17 protein-coding genes are annotated in these 17,960 nt (G+C 66.2%); 10 read left to right on the forward strand and 7 right to left on the reverse strand.

Annotation, left to right across the window (positions count from 1 at the left end; genetic code table 11):
* Window position 1 precedes the first annotated feature (1 nt).
* Window positions 2–604: a TetR/AcrR family transcriptional regulator gene (locus G6N09_RS02885; RefSeq protein WP_083027813.1), complete on the reverse strand. Its 603-nt coding sequence runs from the start codon at window positions 602–604 to the stop codon at window positions 2–4.
* A gap of 45 nt (window positions 605–649) precedes the next feature.
* Here G6N09_RS02885 and G6N09_RS02890 point away from each other — a divergent pair, with 45 nt between their 5' ends.
* A complete protein-coding gene (locus G6N09_RS02890) occupies window positions 650–1,789 on the forward strand; it encodes a phosphotransferase family protein (protein WP_083027814.1) in 1,140 nt (379 codons plus the stop codon).
* The gene (locus G6N09_RS02895; RefSeq protein ID WP_083027815.1) at window positions 1,789–2,904 is read left to right on the forward strand and encodes an Rv3169 family protein; all 1,116 of its coding nucleotides are present in this window, start codon (window positions 1,789–1,791) and stop codon (window positions 2,902–2,904) included. Before G6N09_RS02890 ends, G6N09_RS02895 begins: the two co-directional genes overlap by 1 nt.
* 39 nt (window positions 2,905–2,943) lie before the next feature.
* On the opposite strand, the gene G6N09_RS02900 is transcribed toward G6N09_RS02895, so the two are convergent.
* On the reverse strand, window positions 2,944–4,044 hold the full coding sequence (locus tag G6N09_RS02900; protein ID WP_083027816.1) for an NADH:flavin oxidoreductase/NADH oxidase: 1,101 nt from the start codon (window positions 4,042–4,044) through the stop codon (window positions 2,944–2,946).
* A 57-nt stretch (window positions 4,045–4,101) separates the two neighbouring features.
* Here G6N09_RS02900 and G6N09_RS02905 point away from each other — a divergent pair, with 57 nt between their 5' ends.
* On the forward strand, window positions 4,102–4,320 hold the full coding sequence (locus tag G6N09_RS02905; protein ID WP_083027817.1) for a Rieske 2Fe-2S domain-containing protein: 219 nt from the start codon (window positions 4,102–4,104) through the stop codon (window positions 4,318–4,320).
* 29 nt (window positions 4,321–4,349) lie between these two features.
* Here the strand turns inward: G6N09_RS02905 and G6N09_RS02910 are convergent, their stop codons facing one another.
* Together G6N09_RS02910 and G6N09_RS02915 are read right to left on the reverse strand one after the other, a co-directional pair.
* On the reverse strand, window positions 4,350–5,348 hold the full coding sequence (locus tag G6N09_RS02910; RefSeq protein ID WP_083027818.1) for a TIGR03617 family F420-dependent LLM class oxidoreductase: 999 nt from the start codon (window positions 5,346–5,348) through the stop codon (window positions 4,350–4,352).
* 15 nt (window positions 5,349–5,363) lie between these two features.
* Complete coding sequence (locus G6N09_RS02915) at window positions 5,364–6,350, reverse strand: alpha/beta fold hydrolase (protein WP_083027828.1); 987 nt, start codon at window positions 6,348–6,350, stop codon at window positions 5,364–5,366.
* Window positions 6,351–6,448: 98 nt separating this feature from the next.
* Between G6N09_RS02915 and G6N09_RS02920 the strand changes: the two genes are divergently transcribed.
* Both G6N09_RS02920 and G6N09_RS02925 read left to right on the forward strand, forming a co-directional pair.
* Entirely contained in the window at window positions 6,449–7,423 is a 975-nt protein-coding gene (locus G6N09_RS02920) for an NADPH:quinone oxidoreductase family protein (RefSeq protein WP_083027819.1), read from the forward strand.
* 35 nt (window positions 7,424–7,458) lie between these two features.
* Window positions 7,459–8,283, forward strand: coding sequence for a nuclear transport factor 2 family protein (locus G6N09_RS02925; RefSeq protein ID WP_083027820.1), 825 nt, complete (start codon window positions 7,459–7,461; stop codon window positions 8,281–8,283).
* Here the strand turns inward: G6N09_RS02925 and G6N09_RS02930 are convergent.
* Together G6N09_RS02930 and G6N09_RS02935 are read right to left on the reverse strand one after the other, a co-directional pair.
* Window positions 8,280–9,035: a DUF1295 domain-containing protein gene (locus tag G6N09_RS02930; protein ID WP_083027821.1), complete on the reverse strand. Its 756-nt coding sequence runs from the start codon at window positions 9,033–9,035 to the stop codon at window positions 8,280–8,282. The two genes, G6N09_RS02925 and G6N09_RS02930, sit on opposite strands and share 4 nt — an antisense overlap.
* A 68-nt stretch (window positions 9,036–9,103) precedes the next feature.
* Window positions 9,104–9,607 carry an STM3941 family protein gene (locus tag G6N09_RS02935; protein WP_083027822.1) on the reverse strand — a complete coding sequence of 168 codons (504 nt, stop codon included), beginning with the start codon at window positions 9,605–9,607 and terminating at the stop codon, window positions 9,104–9,106.
* A 166-nt stretch (window positions 9,608–9,773) separates the two neighbouring features.
* On the opposite strand from G6N09_RS02935, the gene G6N09_RS02940 reads away from it, so the two are divergent.
* The 5 genes from G6N09_RS02940 to G6N09_RS02960 all read left to right on the forward strand — a co-directional run bounded on the left by G6N09_RS02940 (window position 9,774) and on the right by G6N09_RS02960 (window position 16,336).
* Window positions 9,774–11,168 carry a TIGR00366 family protein gene (locus G6N09_RS02940; protein ID WP_083027823.1) on the forward strand — a complete coding sequence of 465 codons (1,395 nt, stop codon included), beginning with the start codon at window positions 9,774–9,776 and terminating at the stop codon, window positions 11,166–11,168.
* A gap of 96 nt (window positions 11,169–11,264) precedes the next feature.
* A complete protein-coding gene (locus G6N09_RS02945; protein WP_179959866.1) occupies window positions 11,265–12,065 on the forward strand; it encodes a maleylpyruvate isomerase family mycothiol-dependent enzyme in 801 nt (266 codons plus the stop codon).
* Window positions 12,062–12,775: a mycothiol-dependent nitroreductase Rv2466c family protein gene (locus G6N09_RS02950; RefSeq protein WP_083027825.1), complete on the forward strand. Its 714-nt coding sequence runs from the start codon at window positions 12,062–12,064 to the stop codon at window positions 12,773–12,775. The genes G6N09_RS02945 and G6N09_RS02950 overlap by 4 nt, the downstream gene beginning before the upstream one ends.
* Window positions 12,776–12,845: 70 nt before the next feature.
* Window positions 12,846–15,998 carry a bifunctional cytochrome P450/NADPH--P450 reductase gene (locus tag G6N09_RS02955; RefSeq protein ID WP_083027829.1) on the forward strand — a complete coding sequence of 1,051 codons (3,153 nt, stop codon included), beginning with the start codon at window positions 12,846–12,848 and terminating at the stop codon, window positions 15,996–15,998.
* A 134-nt stretch (window positions 15,999–16,132) separates the two neighbouring features.
* The gene (locus G6N09_RS02960) at window positions 16,133–16,336 is read left to right on the forward strand and encodes a cold-shock protein (protein ID WP_083027826.1); all 204 of its coding nucleotides are present in this window, start codon (window positions 16,133–16,135) and stop codon (window positions 16,334–16,336) included.
* 134 nt (window positions 16,337–16,470) lie between these two features.
* On the opposite strand, the gene G6N09_RS02965 is transcribed toward G6N09_RS02960, so the two are convergent.
* Window positions 16,471–17,640, reverse strand: a complete 1,170-nt coding sequence (locus G6N09_RS02965) for an IS1249 family transposase (RefSeq protein WP_083028026.1) — start codon at window positions 17,638–17,640, stop codon at window positions 16,471–16,473.
* Window positions 17,641–17,960: the final 320 nt, after the last annotated feature.

The raw sequence follows: 17,960 nt of genomic DNA on the forward strand, positions 1-17,960 counted from the left end.
ACTAGGCCGTGACGCCGTGAGCAATGATGTCGGCGGTTCGTTGCACCCAGCCATCATCGAGGTCGTCGCCGGGCCGCAACATCATGGCCAATAGTGCCGCGCCGCCGATCAATTCGACCAGCCGGTCGGGATCCACGCCGGGCCGCGCATCGCCGCGACTCACCGAGTCCGCCACCCACCGGCGCATCACCTCGAACAAGCCCTGGAAACGCTCCAGCACGCGTGCGGTCAGCTCCGCGTTGGTCGCCATATCGGCGATCAGCCCGGGCAGCGCCGCCCGTACCACCGGGTTGGTGAAGGCGTCGCGCGCACCGGTCATCATCGCCCGCAGATCGCCGGCTGCGTCGCCCGGCGGGGCGGTGACCGCACTGGGCGGCACCGAGAAGATCGCCTCGTGCACCAGCTCGGCCTTACTGGGCCACCGCCGGTACAGCGCGGTCTTGGTCGTTCCGGCACGCTCGGCAACCGCGGCCAGGCTCAGATTCGTATATCCAACTTCGACAACCAGTTCCACGGCGGCCTGCAATATGGCAGCGTCGATGCGAGGGTCGCGGGGCCGTCCGGCTCCAGACCCCTTGTCAACCGGCGAAGGTTCTGCTTTCATAACGCTACCTGTCGTATCGTAATTACCCTGACGGAGGATACAACCGTGGGCGACCAACCGACTGTGGAAAAGGATGTCGGCCGGATCCAACGTTCTAGCCGCGATGTGACCACCCTGCCCACGGTAATGTCTCGCTGGCTGACCACCCAGTTGCCAGGCTCGGCCACGCCGGAGATCACCGTAGAAAGCGGCGTCGACACCAACGGAATGTCGTCGGAGACGATCATGCTCGCCGGCCGCTGGACGGCCGACGGCGCCCCGGCCGAACAGCGCTGGGTGATGCGGGTGGCCCCTGCGGCCGAAGACGTTCCGGTGTTTCCGACCTACCGCCTCGACCACCAGTTCGAGGTCATGCGGCTCGTCGGCGAACTCACCGACGTGCCGGTGCCCACGGTGCGTTGGATCGAGCCCACCGGTGAGGTGTTGGACCGACCCTTCTTCCTGATGGACCGCATCGACGGCGAGGTGCCACCCGACGTCATGCCCTACACCTTCGGCAGCAACTGGTTCGCCGATGCGACGGCCGAGCAGCAGCGGACCCTGCAGGACGCCACCATCGAGGTGCTCGCCAAGCTGCACGCTATCCCCGACGCGGCGCAGACGTTCGGCTTCCTCGACGAGGGATCCGACGGGGACACCGCCCTGCGACGTCACTTCGAAGGCGTCCGGCAGTGGTATGAATTCGCGGTGCCCGACATGGGGCGCTCGCCGCTGTTGGACCGCACCCTGGCCTGGCTGGAGGACAACTGGCCTGCCGGCGCAGCCGCCGGCGACACGGTGCTGTGTTGGGGCGACTCCCGAATCGGAAATGTGCTCTACCGCGACTTCCACCCCGTTGCCGTGCTGGATTGGGAGATGGTGGCGTTGGGGCCTCGCGAGCTGGATGTGTCGTGGGTTATCTTCGCGCACTTGGTGTTCGAAGAACTCGCCGGGCTGGCCGGGCTGCCCGGCCTTCCGCAGGTCCTGCGCGAGGACGACGTCCGGGCCACCTACCAGCAACTGACCGGCGTCGAGCTGGGCGACCTGCACTGGTTTTACGTTTACGCCGGGGTGATGTGGGCGATCGTGTTCATGCGTACCGGAGCCCGCCGAGTCCACTTCGGGGAGATGGAGAGGCCCGATGACCCCGAATCGTTGTTCTATCACGCCGGGTTGCTGAAAAGGTTGATCGGAGAACAGATCTGATGCTGGGACCACTGGACGAGTTCCCGATTCACCAACTACCGCAGCCGATCGCCTGGCCGGGTTCTTCAGACCGCAACTTCTACGACCGCTGCTACCTGAACGCCCACGACCGCACCGGGGACATCTTCTTGATCACCGGGTCCGGTTACTACCCCAACCTCGGCGTCAAGGACGCCTACGTCCTGGTGCGCCGCGGCGACACCCAGACCGCGGTGCACCTGTCCGACGCCATGGACCAAGATCGGCTCAACCAGCGGATCGGCGCGTATCGCATTGAGGTAACCGATCCGCTGCGCCGCCTGCGGGTGGTGATGGATGAGACCGAGGGCATTGCGCTCGACCTGCGCTGGGAGGGACTGTTCGACCCGGTGCAGGAGCAGCGGCACATTCTGCGGACCGGCAACAGGGTGACCCTGGACGCGCAGCGCTTTGCCCAACTCGGTTGCTGGAGTGGACAGATCGTGATCGACGGTGAAGAGATTGCCGTCGATCCCGAGGTCTGGATCGGATCACGCGACCGCTCGTGGGGCATTCGCCCGGTCGGGGAACGCGAACCTGCCGGCCGGCCCGCCGACCCTCCATTCGACGGCATGTGGTGGCTGTACCTGCCGATGGCCTTCGAGGAGTTCGCGGTGGTGATGATCATCCAGGAAGAGCCCGACGGCTTCCGTTCCCTCAACGACTGCAGCCGCATCTGGCGCGACGGCCGCATCGAGCAGTTGGGCTGGCCGCGAATCTCCACCCGCTACCGGCCCGGCACTCGCATCGCCACCGGGGCCACCATCGAGGCCAGCCGGCCCGACGGCACTCCGGTGGTCTTCGAAGTGGAGTCCAAGCTGCCGGTACCCATCCACGTCGGCGGCGGCTACGGCGGCGACGTCGATTGGCTGCACGGCCAGTGGAAGGGCGAGAAATTCACCGAGCGGCTGACCTACGACATGACCGATCCGGGTGTCCTCGGGCGCACCAGCTTCGGGATGATCGACCACGTGGGACGGGCGGTGTGTCGAGACGGGGACGCCGCGCCGGTCGAGGGCTGGGGTCTCTACGAACACGGCGTGCTGGGGCGCCACGACCCGACGGGATTCCCGGACTGGGTCACCATGGCTCCGTAGAACTCGGCGATGGCGTCGTCCCCGCGCGTGGCCTTTCCGTCAGGCCCGGGCGTACTGGCGAGGAACGGGCGGATTCATTGTGGCTCCGAGCTCTCGGGCTACGTGACGCGGCCAGTAGGGATCTCGTAGCAGCTGCCGTGCGATCATCACCGCCGACGCGTCGCCGTCGGCCAGGATGGACTCCGCCTGAGCTGCTTCGGTGATCATGCCGACCGCCGCGGCGGGCAACGCGGTCTCCCGCTGCACGCGACGAGCGAACGGCACCTGGTAACCCGGTCCCACCGGAATCTGCACGTGCGGCACATTGCCACCGGTGGACACGTCGAGCAGATCGACGTCGCGGTCTGCCAGCAGTTTGGCCAGTTCGACGGTCTGGTCGGCGGTCCAGCTGCCCACTTCCAGCCCCGGCTCGTCGGTGACCCAGTCCGTCGCGGAGACCCGCACGAACAGCGGAAGGTGCCGCGGCCAGACGCTGCGGACCGCGGCGACCGTGTCGAGCGTCAGCCTGACCCGCCGGTGAAAATCGCCACCGTAGGCGTCATCTCGTGTGTTGCTGGCCGCCGATAGGAACTGATGCTGGATATACCCATGCGCGGCATGAATCTGGAGCACCCGGAAACCGGCCCGCAGGGCACGCTGCGCGGCCGCGATGTAGTCATCGATGATCTTGGCGATGTCGTCGGCGGTGGCCTGCCTGGGCGGTTCGAAACTCCCATACGGCTGCTCGGTCGGTCCGAGGGTAGCCCAGCTCAGGGGATCCGCCGGGTCCAGTGACCGATGCCCGTCCCACGGCGCCACCGTCGATGCTTTGCGTCCGGCATGCCCGAGCTGTATCCCGGCGACGACCCCGCAGCTCTCGATGCTGTCGACGATCGCCGACCAGGCCTGCTCCTGCGCGGCGTTCCAGATCCCGGTGTCGTAAGGCGACAGCCGGCCCTCCGGGCTCACCGCCGTCGCCTCGGTGAAGACGATCCCGGCTCCGCCGACGGCCCGACTCATCAGATGGGTGCGGTGCCAGTCCGTCGGCACGCCGACCGACGGGCCGGTGGGCGCGGCGGAGTACTGACACATGGGCGACATCCAGATCCGGTTCGGGATCGTCAGGTCGCGGAGTCGCAAGGGTTCGAACAGCAGCGGCACACCATGATTGTGACAGGACAAGGGCTCTGGGACAGACCGGTATCGGACTCCCGGATCGTGATTTCCGAACCGGGGACCGCGCTGCGCGTCGCATCCACCGCGGAACTGGGCGAAGGCGTGCCTCACCCCGTGGTGGTCAACGGCGTGGACGTGGTCCTGGTGCGCCGCGGCGACGTGGTCTCGGCCCTGTACGGCCGGTGCGCGCACCGCGGCGCCCTGATGGCCGATGGCCGGTTCGCCGGGCCGGAAAGCATGGGGCTCTGGTCGAGATCCTGACCGATCCGCGCACGCACTAGCGGACTTCGTCAGCGCAGCCCGCTGACGATCTCACCGATCAGCGGCGGGGCGATCGGCGCCGCCTGGTAGATGCAGACGGTGTCGGCGATCCCGTCCACCCGGTCACGAATGCGCTCGGCCACCTGCGCCGGCGTACCGCATGCGGCGATGGTGTGCAGAATCTCGTCGGTGATCCGCGCGCCCATCTGGGCCCATTGGCCCTGCTTGGACAGAGAATTCAGTTCCGGCTGCAGATCCTGCCAACCGTGCGCGGCCAACACCGGGGCGTACGCCGGCGTCGAGGCGTAGAAACCCAGCAGCATCCGGGTGGCGGCTTCGGCCGCCGCCCGCTCGGCGTCGGTGGCGCCGGTAGCCACAATGATCTCGGGCACGACCGTGAAGTCCTCTTCACGGCGCCCGGATTGGGTCAGTCCGGCGCGCACCGCCGTCATGGTGTTCTCGTGCAGGAACCGTTTGGTGGAGAACGGCATGACCAGGAGCCCGTCGGCATGCGCGGCTGCCGCTCGGGTCAGCCGCGGTCCCAGCGCCCCGACATAGATCGGGGGCGCGCCGTAGGGGTTCGGCCCCGGACTGAACGTCGGGGTCATCAGCGTGTGGCGGTAGAACTCACCGCGAAAATCCAAGCGGGCGCCGGTGTTCCAGGAATCGAAGATCGCCCGCAGCGCGGCGATGAGTTCGACCATCCGGTCTACCGGCCGATCGAAGGCGGCACCGAAGCGCTTCTCGATCTGCGCACGGATCTGCGTGCCCAGGCCCAGCACGAAGCGGCCCTCGCTGAGCAGTTGATGGTCGTTGGCCTGGTGCGCCAGGTGGATCGGGTTGCGCGGGAACGCGATCGCGACGTTGGTCATCAGGTCCAGACCGCCCACACCGGCGGCCAGGGTCAATGGGGCGAAAGCATCGTGGGGTCCCTCAAAGGTGAAGACCCCGCTGACTCCTGCTTCACGCAGTTCGCGGGCCTGATCGACGACACCGGTGAGCCCACTGAGTGCGGTGAGTACTCTCAATACGGATCCGAGGACCTACGACCGGGTCCCGGAACCGACGGCCATGCCGCCGGTGGATCCGGTGGCCAGGTCTACCAGGTCCCGAAGCTCCCGATTCACCACCGCGGGGTGTTCGAGGATGGAGCAGTGTCCCCCGCTGACCTCGATGAAACGGGTCAGGTTCGGTGCCGTGTCGGCGATCCGCTGCGACGCCAGCAGAGGCAACAGCCGGTCGCGCCTGCTGCCGATCACCAAGGTGGGTACGGTCAGTCCGTCGAGGTCGATGTAGGACGCCGGGCCGAGCGCGTCCACGAGGGCCCGCACCCAGTGACCGCGGCTGGCAGCCGGAGTGCTGGCGAACAGATCGCAGACCAACGAGGTGACCGACGGGTGGGCCTCGCCGCCGACCGCGAGCATGTGCACGAACTGCCGGACTGCCAGATTCGCCGGGCCCACGATCGGCACGCTGCCAAAAGCCAGCAAGCCGCGCCGGGCCGCCTGTACCCGGGCCCGCTGCAGCGGCGAGGGCACCTGGAACAGCTCGACCTCGGCCAGCAGGTTGCCGATGGTGGTGTTGATCAGCGCCACTGCATCGGCACGCTGGTGCACCTTGTGCCGGTAGCGGTCCGACCAAGCACTGATCGCCATACCGCCCATGGAATGCCCCGCGATGACGGCACGCTCTCCTGGCGCCAGGGTGGCGTCCAGCACCGAGTCCAGATCGGAGGCCAGGTGCGTCAGGCTGTAGCCGCCGCGCTTGGGTATCCCGCTGCGGCCATGGCCGCGGTGGTCGAAGGCGATCACGCGGTGATCGGTGGCGAGATCGGCGATCTGATGACCCCATACCCGGATGGCGCAGGTGATGCCGTGCGCCAGCACGATCGGATATCCGTCGGGCGGGCCGAAGACCTGGGTGTGCAGTTTGGTTCCGTCCGCGGAGCGGACCGCCATGGTGCGGGCCGGCGGTAATACCGCCGGGAACGTGCCGACATTTCGCCGCCGACTGGGCCGTTGAGCACTCATCGTCACCTCACCGGAATCGCGGCAACGCTGCCGCATCGCGAGCATACGCCCGGGTGGACTAGGTTTCACCGAAAGCACTACTGATGAAGGGTTCGCCCATGCGCGCGGTACAGATTTCGCAACTCGACGGACCGGCTGGCGCCCAGGTGGTCGAGCTCGATGAGCCGGTCGGCGACGATCAGGTCGTCATCGACATTCACGCTGCCGGCGTGGCGTTTCCCGATGTGTTGCAGTCACGCGGGCTCTATCAGTACAAACCGGAACTGCCGTTCGTGCCCGGCGGGGAGGCGGCCGGCGTGGTGCGCAGCGCCCCTGCCGGCGCTCACGTGCGCGCCGGCGATCGAGTTGCGGCGCTGACCATGCTCAACGGCGCAATGGCACAGGTGATCTCGGTACCGCCCGAGCAGGTGTTCAAACTGCCGGACACCGTGTCGTTCGAGGCTGGCGCGGGGCTGCTGTTCAACGACCTGACGGTGCTGTTCGCGCTGACCACGCGCGGCCAGTTGACCGAAGGTGCGAGCGTTCTGGTGCACGGCGCTGCCGGGGGTATCGGCACCTCTACCCTGCGACTGGCCGGAGCATTGGGTGCATCAAGGGTGATCGCTGTGGTCTCCACTGAGGAGAAAGCCGAGGTAGCTCGGGCTGCCGGCGCCACCGACACGGTGCTTGCCGAAGGTTTCCGCGAAGCGGTGGCCGAATTGACCGGCGGTCGCGGCGTGGATCTGGTGCTCGACCCGGTGGGCGGCGACCGGTTCACCGACTCGCTGCGTTCCTTGGCCCCCGGAGGAAAGCTGTTGGTGGTGGGTTTCACCGGCGGCGATATCCCCACCGTGAAGGTGAACCGGCTGCTGCTCAACAACATCGACGTGGTCGGTGTCGGGTGGGGCGCCTGGGTGATGTCGCATCCCGGAGAGCTGGAGCGACAGTGGGCGGTGTTGGAGCCGCTGCTGGCGTCGGGGAAGGTGCCGGCCCCCCAGCCGGACCTGTTCGACCTCGATCAGGCCGCCGACGCACTGGCAGCCCTGGAGAATCGCACCGCGGCCGGCAAGGTCGTGTTGCGGATGCGCAACTGAGGGCCCGCAGAGTTCTCGAGACGAGAGGAAGCCGGATGCCGGATCGAGGTTCGCCGCACAGTGCCGAAGCACTACTGGATGCGGTAGAGCAGTCGCCGAAAGCTGTCGCGATACATGATAAGTCGGCGTGGGTCGGAATCTTCGCCCCCGACGGGCAGGTGAACGACCCGGTCGGGTCGACTCCCCATGTCGGCACGGCCGCGATCGGACGATTCTTCGACACCTTCATCGCACCCAACACCATCGCCTTCGAGGTGCAGCACGATGTGGTCGCCGGCATGTCGGTATTTCGCGACCTGACGGTGCACACCACGATGTCGACGGGTGTCACCATGCACATCCCGATGCACCTGCGCTACGACCTGGTCGAGCAGGGGCCGGACGGCCCGCTGAAGATCCAGCGGTTGTTCGCGCACTGGGAGCTGCAGAAGATGGTCGGTCAGTTGCTGACCTCGGGCGGCCGCGGACTGCTGGCCTCGGTGATTCTGGGACCCCAGCTGGTCCGTCATCAAGGGCTTTCTGGCTGCGCGGGTTTCCTGCGCGGCCTGTCTGGGGTGCGCAAGCGCGGAAAGCGTCGTGTCGAAGATCTTGTCGCGGCGCTGGCGCAAGGTGATGCGGCGGCGGTTTCGGCCCAGTTGGCTCCGAACGCGACGCTGAGCCTCGATGGTGTCGGGGAGAACTCGGTTGCCGAATTCATCTCAGGTGCACGGCATCTGCAAGTCGACAAGCTCCTCGCTGCCGGGCGCACCGTCACCGCGACTGCGCAATTGGATGGCAAGCGCGGGGTGGGGCTGTTCGAGTTCTCTCAGAACGCCGCTTCCCCGGGAACCCTGTGCGCGGTCCGCCTTTACGTCGGCTAGAGCAGCCCGGGAATGAGCGCCTTGCGGTTGGGCGGGTAGTCGGGGAACTGCTGCCGATACCACTTGTGGGTGGCCATTGCCCTGGGTCCCAGGTTGGCGATGGAGAACAGCACGAAGAGCAGACCCGGAACGGTCCAGGCCATGACCGCCCACCCCGTCCACAAGATGAGTTCGCCGAAATAGTTGCCCGACGACACCCAGCGGTACACCCCGCCGTAGGGAATGCGATAGCCACTGCTGCCGTCGGCACGCAGACCGATCAGGATGCGATCGGCCTGGAAGTTGATCCCCCAACCCAGTACCGCGATCACCAAACCCAGGATGAAGCGGGGGTCAACAAACCAACGATCGTCCTGCAGGTGCGGGGCCAGCGCCACGGCGTAGCCATTGGCGAACCCGTTGACGGCGTTGAAGATGAAGCCGAACGCGATACCCGATATCGGGAAGCGTTTGCCGTCGCCCTTGCGGCTCAGCGGATAGATCAGCCCGCGGTAGAGGTAGTGGCACTGCCACAATGCGTACAACACCACGGCCGGCGCCCCATGCTGATGCGCCACCAGCCAGAACGTCACGGTGAAGGCCCACCACTGCGGGCACTCGAACATCAGCCAGCTGATTTTCCCGGGCAGCGTGAAGCGCTCATCCGGACTGGCGAAGCGTCCGTAGGGGTTGGTGAACCAGAAGCTGCTGACGAAGGTGACGATCGTCAGAACGATCAGGAAAACGATCGCGGCGTGGTAAAGCCCGGCCATGGTGAAACCTTTCCTCCAAGATCACAGGCAGTATTAGCACACCGGGCAGCGCGAGGACAGGGACGGGATCAGTCCGCCGAGCTGTCGCGCCTCCCGGGCGCGAAGTGGTCGAAGGCGGCGCGCATCTCGCTGAGCTTTCGGTCCGTGCCCTGCAACGACAGGGTGATGTCGCCGAAGGCCGCGGCCCCCAGCCTCCTGCGTCCGCTGAAGGCGGACGAGTCGTCGAGGAACAGGTGGGCCAGCTGCACCCGGCCCGCGTCCACGGTCGTGATGCGCTGAATCACGCTCCACGGGATCACCGATGGGCCGCTGCGGCGTGCGTAGACGCCCTCGCTGTCGATGCGGATCTCTACGCCCGAGGAGAACAACTTCGGCACCAGTACCGCTACGCCGCAGCCGAAGAAGAGGCTCGCGATCCAGCCGAACACATGCAGGGCTTGCGGCGACCAACCGCGAATGGGGCCCACCGCCCCGAAGCCGCCGGCCAGCCACACACCGAGCAGAACAAACACCACTCCGATCGCGATCAGCACCGCGATCCTGCGCCGGTCCAGATAGGCTTCGAACGGCATCGCGCCTCCCCCTGTCGACCCGCAGGACTGTAGCGAGCGAGCGAGATTCACAGTAGTCACCCGCCTGATGCGCCCCGGTGTCCACAATCACCGGCGCGACGGGCCGCGGCATCTATCGTGACATCGCACGAACCACCGCTGAGCGATCCTGACGAGGGGTGCCACGATGACCGAACTACAGGCACGACGTCGGGGCGTCCTGCAGTCACTCACCGGGCTCAGTGTCCGCTATGTCGAGCGCCTGATGCCCGACCCGTTTCTGTTCGCGCTGATCCTCACCCTGATCGTCGCCGGGATGGTGGCGGTGCTGGTCCGCGGAGCATCGGCCAGCGGCATGCTTCAGGCCTGGTACGGCGGGGTGTGGGGCAACCAGAACATCTTCACCTTCGCCTTCCAGATGGTCCTGATCCTGGTGACGGGCTACACGCTGGCCGAAACGCCCGCCTTGAAGCGCGCCATCCACAGTGTCGCGGCGAAGCCACGTAACCAGGCGCAGGGGGCCTTGCTGTGCTTCAGCGTGAGTGCCGTTCTGTCCCTGCTGAACTGGGGACTGGGACTGGTGGCCGGGGCTTTGATCGCCCGACAGGTTGCGCGACGATTCCCGGACTCGCATTTCGGCTACCTGATCGCTGCGGCGTTCATGGGCTTCATCGTCTGGACGCAAGGGCTTTCGTCGTCGATCGCGCTGGCGAACACCGACGCCGGCAGCCCCATCAACGTGATCCACAAGATCGCCGGGTTCACCGTGCCACTGGGCCAGACCATCTTCGCGCCCTACAGCTGGATTTCGGCGATCGTCACACTAGCGGTCCTCGCGTTGGCGATCTGGCGGATGGAGCCGGCCGAAAGCCTGGCCCCCGACGTCGCGGTGTTCGACGACGAGCGAGTCATGGAGACACCGGTTGGCAACACGTTCGCCGAATGGCTGGAGAATCTCTGGATCCTCAATGTGCTGCTCTTCGGTGCCGGCATAGCGTATTTCGTGGCCAGTGGCTTCGCGTTGAACATCGGCTCGATGATCATGCTGTTCACCGTCACCAGCGCGCTGCTGCACCGCACACCGATCCGGTTCATCCGCGCATTCACTGGCGCAGCCAAGGTCTCCGGCCCGCTACTGCTGCAATACCCGCTCTACGGCGGCCTGATCGGACTGCTCGCCTATCAGGGCGCCGAGGCATCCAAGCCGCTGCAGACGTTGCTGGCCCAAACGCTGGTGAACGGCGCGACGGAGTACACGCTGCCGTTCCTGACTTTCCTGGGCTCGGTGATCATCAGCCTGTTCGTGCCATCAGGCGGCGGGCACTGGGCCGTACAAGGGCCGATCGCCGTCGACTCCGCGCTGGCGATCGGCCAGCAGTCGCCCGCCTATCTGGGGTTGGTCTCGATGGCCGTGGCAGTCGGCGAAGGCGTCGCGAACATGACCCAGCCGTTCTGGCTGCTGCCCCTGCTGGCGATAGCGAAGCTGCATGTCCGTCAGGTGATGGGCTTTACCGTCGTGGCCTTCCTCATCGGATTGGTGACGCTGGGGGCCATGACGTTGATAGCGCCGTGGATGATCTGAGGGCCCGCCTCGCCATCTCCTTGATATCAGCGCTTGCCTGCCGGATGCTCGTGTGGGAAGCACCGTCAGGGTTCTCGTGGCAAGGAGTACACCGCAGTGAATACACCCGAAGCCGACAGCGTGGACAGGATCACCACCGCCCTGCGATCCTGCTACTCCGCGTTCGAAGCCCTCTGCGCCGACCTCGACGAGGCCCAGTGGAGCGCTCAGTCACTGTGCCCGGAGTGGACGGTGCGCGACGTGGTCGATCACGTCACCAGCATCGAGGCGGTGCTGGCCGGCTGGATGCCACAGGATGACCGCACTCCGCCGCCGTTCGATGCGGCCGCGGACTTTCTGCGCGACGCCGCTACCGACACAGCCTCTTACCGGCAGCTGGTGAGCGCGATCTATGAGCGTAGGAGAAACGATCTGGCCGCCCTGTCCGAAGCGGATCTCGCACGACCGTCGTGGACGCCACTCGGTCCCAGCACCTACGGACGCTTTCTGGAGATCCGCGTCTTCGACTTCTGGGTGCACGAACGAGACATCGCCACCCCACTGGGCCGCAGCACCGAGGACACCGGGCTCGGCGCCGAGATCGCGCTCGCCGAAGTCGCAGGCTCGCTGGGCTACATCGTCGGGAAGAAAGTGGGCCTGCCCGACGGCAAGAGCATCACGTTCGATCTCACCGGACCGCTTGCCCGCCAGCTACACGTCGCGGTGGACGGACGCGCGAAAGCCGTTGACCACGTGGCTGATCCCGACGTCACACTGGTCACCGATTCGACCACCTTCATTCAGCTGGCATGTGGACGCATCGACCCGCAGGCCCAGATCGATTCCGGCGCCCTCACCTGGAAGGGCGACAACGAGCTGGGTGACCGCGCCGCCCGCAACCTCAGGTTCACGATGTGACCAGCCGCCCGGATTCGGTCGATTTCCACTTCGACGTCATGTGCCCCTATGCCTACCAGACGTCACGGTGGATCCGGGAAGTCCGAGACCTGACCGGCCTCACCGTGAATTGGCGCTTCTTCAGCCTTGAGGAGATCAACCGCCAAGAAGGCAAGAAGCATCCCTGGGAGCGCGAGTGGTCCTATGGCTGGTCGATGATGCGCATCGGCGCCCTACTGCGCCGCCAGTCGATGGCCGGGGTCGACGCGTGGTACGAACGCGCGGGACGCGCTTTGCACGTCGAGGGTCACAAGCCGCACGAGAAGGCGGTCGCCCGTCATCTGCTCGAAGAACTCGGATTCGATCCCGATCTGGTCGAGCAGGCGATCGCCGACCCCACCACCAACGACGAGGTGCTGGCCGATCATCAGCGTGTGGTGGGCGCCAGCGGCTATGGGGTGCCCACGCTGTTCTTCCCCGACGGCCAGTGCCTGTTCGGACCAGTTCTGATCGATCCGCCCATGGGCCAGGCTGCGGTGCGCCTGTGGGAAGCCGTGGTGGCCTGGACGGAGTTCCCGCATCTCTACGAACTACAGAGGCCGAAGACTCCCGCCGACGAGCAGCGCATCGCCGAGGCCTTCCGGCCCTATCTGCAGGCTCGCGACTGGGTGTCGATCAACCGCGGCGAGGTGGTCTCCTTTGCCGACCGAGATCCCGGACAGCCAGCATGAGCCGCACCGCCTAGTGCGATGATCAGCATTGCGGCGGAACAGGATCCGGCAGCGGCCTATGCTGCCCGATATGGCCGACCTCACCGCCTCGCCTCCCCCGGACCTGGACCACGTTCCGTCCGCCGAAGGGCCGCTGCCACCGGCCTCTGACCTGGCCGGTCGGCCCTACGCGCTCCCCGTCGACATCCTCGGTGACCTGCACGGGCCGCTGTTCTATGCCGACTACAGCGGGGTACGCAAGCTCTATGCCTGTTCACGTGAGCTGGTCGAAGAACTGTGCGACGAGGGCCGGTTCGCCAAGAACCTGATGCAGCCCCTGGAGCGGGTGCGCCAGCTGGCCGGTGACGGGTTGTTCACCGCCTACCACGGTGAGCTGGCCTGGCAGCAGGCCCACGACGTCCTGATGCCCGGATTCAGTTATGCCGGGCTTCGCAACTACCACGGCGCCATGCTCGACATCGGCGACCAGCTGGTCGCCCGCTGGGATGCCAGCGCCGGGGATCGGCCGGTGGACGCATCCACCGACCTGCAAAAGCTCGCGATGGACACCGTTGCGCTGGCCGGTTTCGGGGCACGATTCGACTCATTCACCCATGAGGGCCTGGCCCCGGTCCCGCAGAGTTTCACCGCGGCCCTCGCAGAGCTCGGCGACGCCGGGGCCACCGCCGAGTTCGACCGGGAGCGGGCCGCGCTGCACCGCACCTTCGACGAGCTGGTGAAGCAGCACCGCGCAACGCCGTCGGCTGAAGCCGACGATCTGCTCTACGTCATGCTCGGCGATGATGCCGACGGCCGACCGCTGCTCAGCGACGACAACATCCGCAACCAGATCATGACGTTTCTCATCGCCGGCCAGCTGACCACATCAGAACTGATGCCCACCACGCTCTACAACCTCATGCATCACCCGGCAGTACTGTCGCGGGTCACCGCCGAGGTCGACGCGGTGTTCGGCGTGGACGACGACTATGTGCCGACCTACGACGACATCGGAAAGCTCGAATACCTACGGCAGGTGATCAACGAGACGCTGCGACTGTGCCCTCCCGTGGTCAGCTTCGACCGGATGGCTCTGGCGGACACGGTGATCGGCGGCAAGTACCCGATCAGAAAGGGCGAGGCGGTGAGCGTCCACACCGGCGCTCTGCATCGCCAACCCGAGTGGGGTGACAACGTCGAACTGTTCGACCCGGACCGGTTCAGTCCGGCGCGAGCAGCCGCCAGGCCGGCAGCCGTCTTCAAACCCTTCGGCACCGGGGCCCGCTCCTGCATCGGCCGCCAGTTCGCGCTGCACGAGGCCACCCTGACCATCGCGCGGGTGATTCACCGGTATCGCCTGATCGACTCGCAACACTATGTGCTGCATTTCGACAGCGAGCGCAGTCGACGCCCGGTGGGGTTCCACCTCAGCCTGATCCGTCGCACACCGGAAGACCGCAGTGCCGCTCCCCAAGCCGAAGTGACACACCGCAACGCCACGGGGGCCGTCACCCCGGTCACGGCGGGCACCACGCTGGCCGTGCTGCACGGCTCGAACCTCGGCACCTGCCGGGCGCTGGCCAAGCAGCTCGCCGAAGAGGCCACCGACTTCGGTTGCACCACCACGGTCGCTGCGCTCGACGACTTCGCCGGCGCCCTGCCGGCAACCGATGCGGTCGTCATCGTGGCCTCGTCCTACAACGGACAGCCCACCGACGACGCACGGGAATTCCTCGCCTGGCTGCTCAGTGACGACGCAACACTGGATGGCACACCGCGCTTTGCGGTTCTCGGTGTCGGGGACCGCAATTGGGCCGACACCTACCAGGCGGTCCCCCAACACATCGATGAGCGCCTGACCGAACTGGGCGCGGAAGCTCTGCTCCCCCTGACCGCAGCCGACACCTCAGGCGATCTCAACGGAACCGTCGAGGAGTTCTCCACGGCATTACGCGAAGCCCTTTCGGCACACTTCGGCGATCCCGACGCAGCGCCGCTTACCGACACCGACGAGCCGCTCTACGACATGCGTCCCATCCTCGGTCCCGTCACGGCGGCAATCGACGCCCGGTTCGCGGTGACACCGATGACCGTCCTGGAAAACACCGCACTGGTCGGCGACGACACCACACTCGGCGGGGCCAAGCGCTTTGTGCGCATCGCCCTTCCCGAGGGGGTCAAGTATCAGACCGGTGATCACCTGACGGTGTTGGCCGACAATCCGCCCGAGCTGGTGTCCACGGTCCTTGAGCTGCTGGGCATCGACGGCGACCGGCGACTGGCCATCAATCCGCGGCGCGCCTCGCGGCGGCTGATCGCACTGGACCGGGAGGTGAGCGCACGCGAGCTGCTCACCCACTTCGTCGAACTGCGCAAACCGGTCACACCCAGCCAGTTGCGCCGTCTTGCCGCAGCCAACCCCTGCCCTCCCGAACGCGAACGCCTCGAACAGCTGGCGGCCGCGGCCGAACCCTGCCCGCTCAGCTTGTTCGAGTGCCTCATGGAGTGCCCGGCATGCGCGCTGACCGGCGCGGAGCTGCTTGAGCTGCTTGAACCGATGACGCCGCGGCACTACTCCATAGCGTCCTCGTCACGCCTGGCGCCGGGTCTGGTGGCACTCGTGGTGAGCGTGCTCGACGCGCCGGCACGCTCCGGCCACGGGCTGTTTCAGGGCGTGGCGTCCAACCACTTGGCCGCCGTGGCCGCCGGCACGCAGATTCGGGCGCGAGTCGATCCGGCACGCCAGGCGTTCCGCGCCGGCGCCGACCCCGCAAAGAATGTGATCCTGGTCAGCGCCGGGACCGGCGTTGCGCCGTTCCGTGGCTTCCTCGGTGACCGTCTGGCGGCCAAACAGGAGGGCGCGCCGTATTCCCCGGCCTTGTGTTTCTTCGGTGTCCGAAATCCCGACGCGGACTACATCTTCCGCGACCAGTTCGAGGCTGCCGAAGCCGAGGGAATAGTCCGGATGCGCCCTGCCTTCTCCCGCGCGCCGCAGGACGGCGTCCGCTACGTGCAGGACCGGATCGCCTCCGACGCCGACGACGTCTGGGAGCTGCTGGGAGACCCCGCGAAACAAACCCACGTCTTTGTCTGCGGCGATGGCGCCAAGATGGCCCCGGCGGTGCGCCAAGCCTTCATCGACATCTACCGGGCCCGCACCGGCAGCGATGAGGAGCGGGCCCACGACTGGCTGATCGGCCTGGTGGAAGCCGATCGCTACGTCGAGGATGTCTGGGCTGGATGACCCGGCGGGCGGGCCGGTCACCTGCTCGCCGCCCGACTCGTGTGTATTTCACAGGAAAGCTCTGGTATGCCGTGATAGCGTCAGTGACGCACATCATCGCTTGATGGGCTTGAAAAGTGAAAGAAGTAAAGTAAATGGCACAGGGCACTGTGAAATGGTTCAACGGCGAAAAGGGCTTCGGCTTCATCGCCCCCGATGGCGGAGCGGCTGACGTCTTCGTCCACTACTCCGAGATCGGTGGCAGCGGATTCCGCACCCTCGAGGAGAACGCTCGGGTCCAGTTCGAGGTCGAACAGGGCGCGAAGGGTCCGCAGGCTGTTGGCGTTACGGTCATCTGACCGAACACACAGACTTCAAGAGGCTGTCGCAGCGAAAGCTGCGGCAGCCTCTTCTGCATGGCGGGGCGGACTTGGCGGTACGGACCGGGGTTATAGGCCAAATTGTGTGTATGGCGTGCGGCGTGTCCTTGGTGTTAGGGGCGTGATCTGCCGGCCCAGCCGTGTTGGAGGCCGTTGCCGTCTTCCCAGCTGAAGTTGGTGCCCAGGACCGGGACGAGAGGTTCGTCATCGAGCAGTTCGACGGGGTGGTGTCGGGGTAGGTGGCGGTGTTCAGGGCGTACCAGGCTCCAGGGGTCTGCGGGTGTGGCGGTGAGGCTGTTGAGTTTCCATTCCGCTGCCCGGCGGGCGTGTTCGGTCGGCAGGCCGCGGTGAGTGCGGAACAGGTCTTTGAGGGCCCGGTTGGGTCCGCCTTCCAATGACGAAGTCGTGCGGGCCAGGGGTTGGTCGACGGTGGTGAGGTCAGGGTCAATCCAGGTGAACAGTTGGCGGTTGCGGATCAGGGCACGGTAGAGGCCCCGGGTCTTGCGGAGCTGTTGGTGGGTGTACCACCAGCGTTGGTGTTCGCTGATGCCGGCGGGGCGTTCGGTGTGGGCGCGGGCGATGGTGCGGTGCCGCAGAAACTGATCCCAGCGGGATTCCCAGGCGGCGTATTCGGTCATCCAGAACACCGCCTGGTCGAGATCGCGTACGTGCATCAATGCTTTTGTCAGGGCAAGGATTTCGCGGCCCGGTTCCAGTCGTGGGCGCAGGGTGTGGTGGCGGCGCACGGTCTGGAAGATGTGGAAGTAGCAGCGTTGGATACGGGTGGCCGGCCATTGGGCTCGCAGGGCCGCAGCTAGGCCGGTGCCGCCGTCGACGACGACCATGCGTGGGGTGGGTAGCCGGGTCAGGATCTGTTCCCAGGCGATTTTCTTCTCGCGGTCGCACCATTGCCAGTCCAGAACGTGGTGGCCGTCGGTGGCGATCAGCAGGCACCACGTTTGGAAGTAGGTGCCATCGAGGATCACCACTGGTGGAGCCACCGCCGGTGCCGGTGGGTGGGGCACTTCGACGCGCCAGCACCAGGCGGTGTCCCGGCGGAACGTGCGCGCACTGGTGGACAGCTGCTCGGGGCGTGCCCCGGTCAGCAACCACGCCAGGAACGCCCGCAGTTGCGCTTTGTCGGTGATGTCTGGGCGGGCCTGTGTGGTCGAGGCGCCGCAGGTGCGACACCGCCACCGCGTTCTTCCGGCCGACGTCGCGCCGTTCTTGACCAGCTTCGATCCACATACACCACAGGTCGGGGAATTACGAGCACCGGACACCGAACATGCTTTCAGAGCATGTTCAGACCCCCGTCACGCCAGGTCAACCCCCAGAAATCAGCCGATCTATACACACAATCTGGCCATTAACCCACGGACCGAGTATGGCCCCCAAATCGAAAAAATCCGCGGACCTGAATAGGTCCGCGGATCTTCCGATGTCTTGCGACACCGCATTTGTAGCGGGGACAGGATTCGAACCTGCGACCTCTGGGTTATGAGCTAGCCACCGGGAATTTTTAACACCCCACCAAGTCCCAAAAGTGCAGGTCAGTCCGGCGCATGGGTCCGCTGCGTACCGCAGGATCCCACCGGTTTGA

This window comes from Mycolicibacter minnesotensis (genome assembly GCF_010731755.1).
GTDB lineage: Bacteria > Actinomycetota > Actinomycetes > Mycobacteriales > Mycobacteriaceae > Mycobacterium > Mycobacterium minnesotense.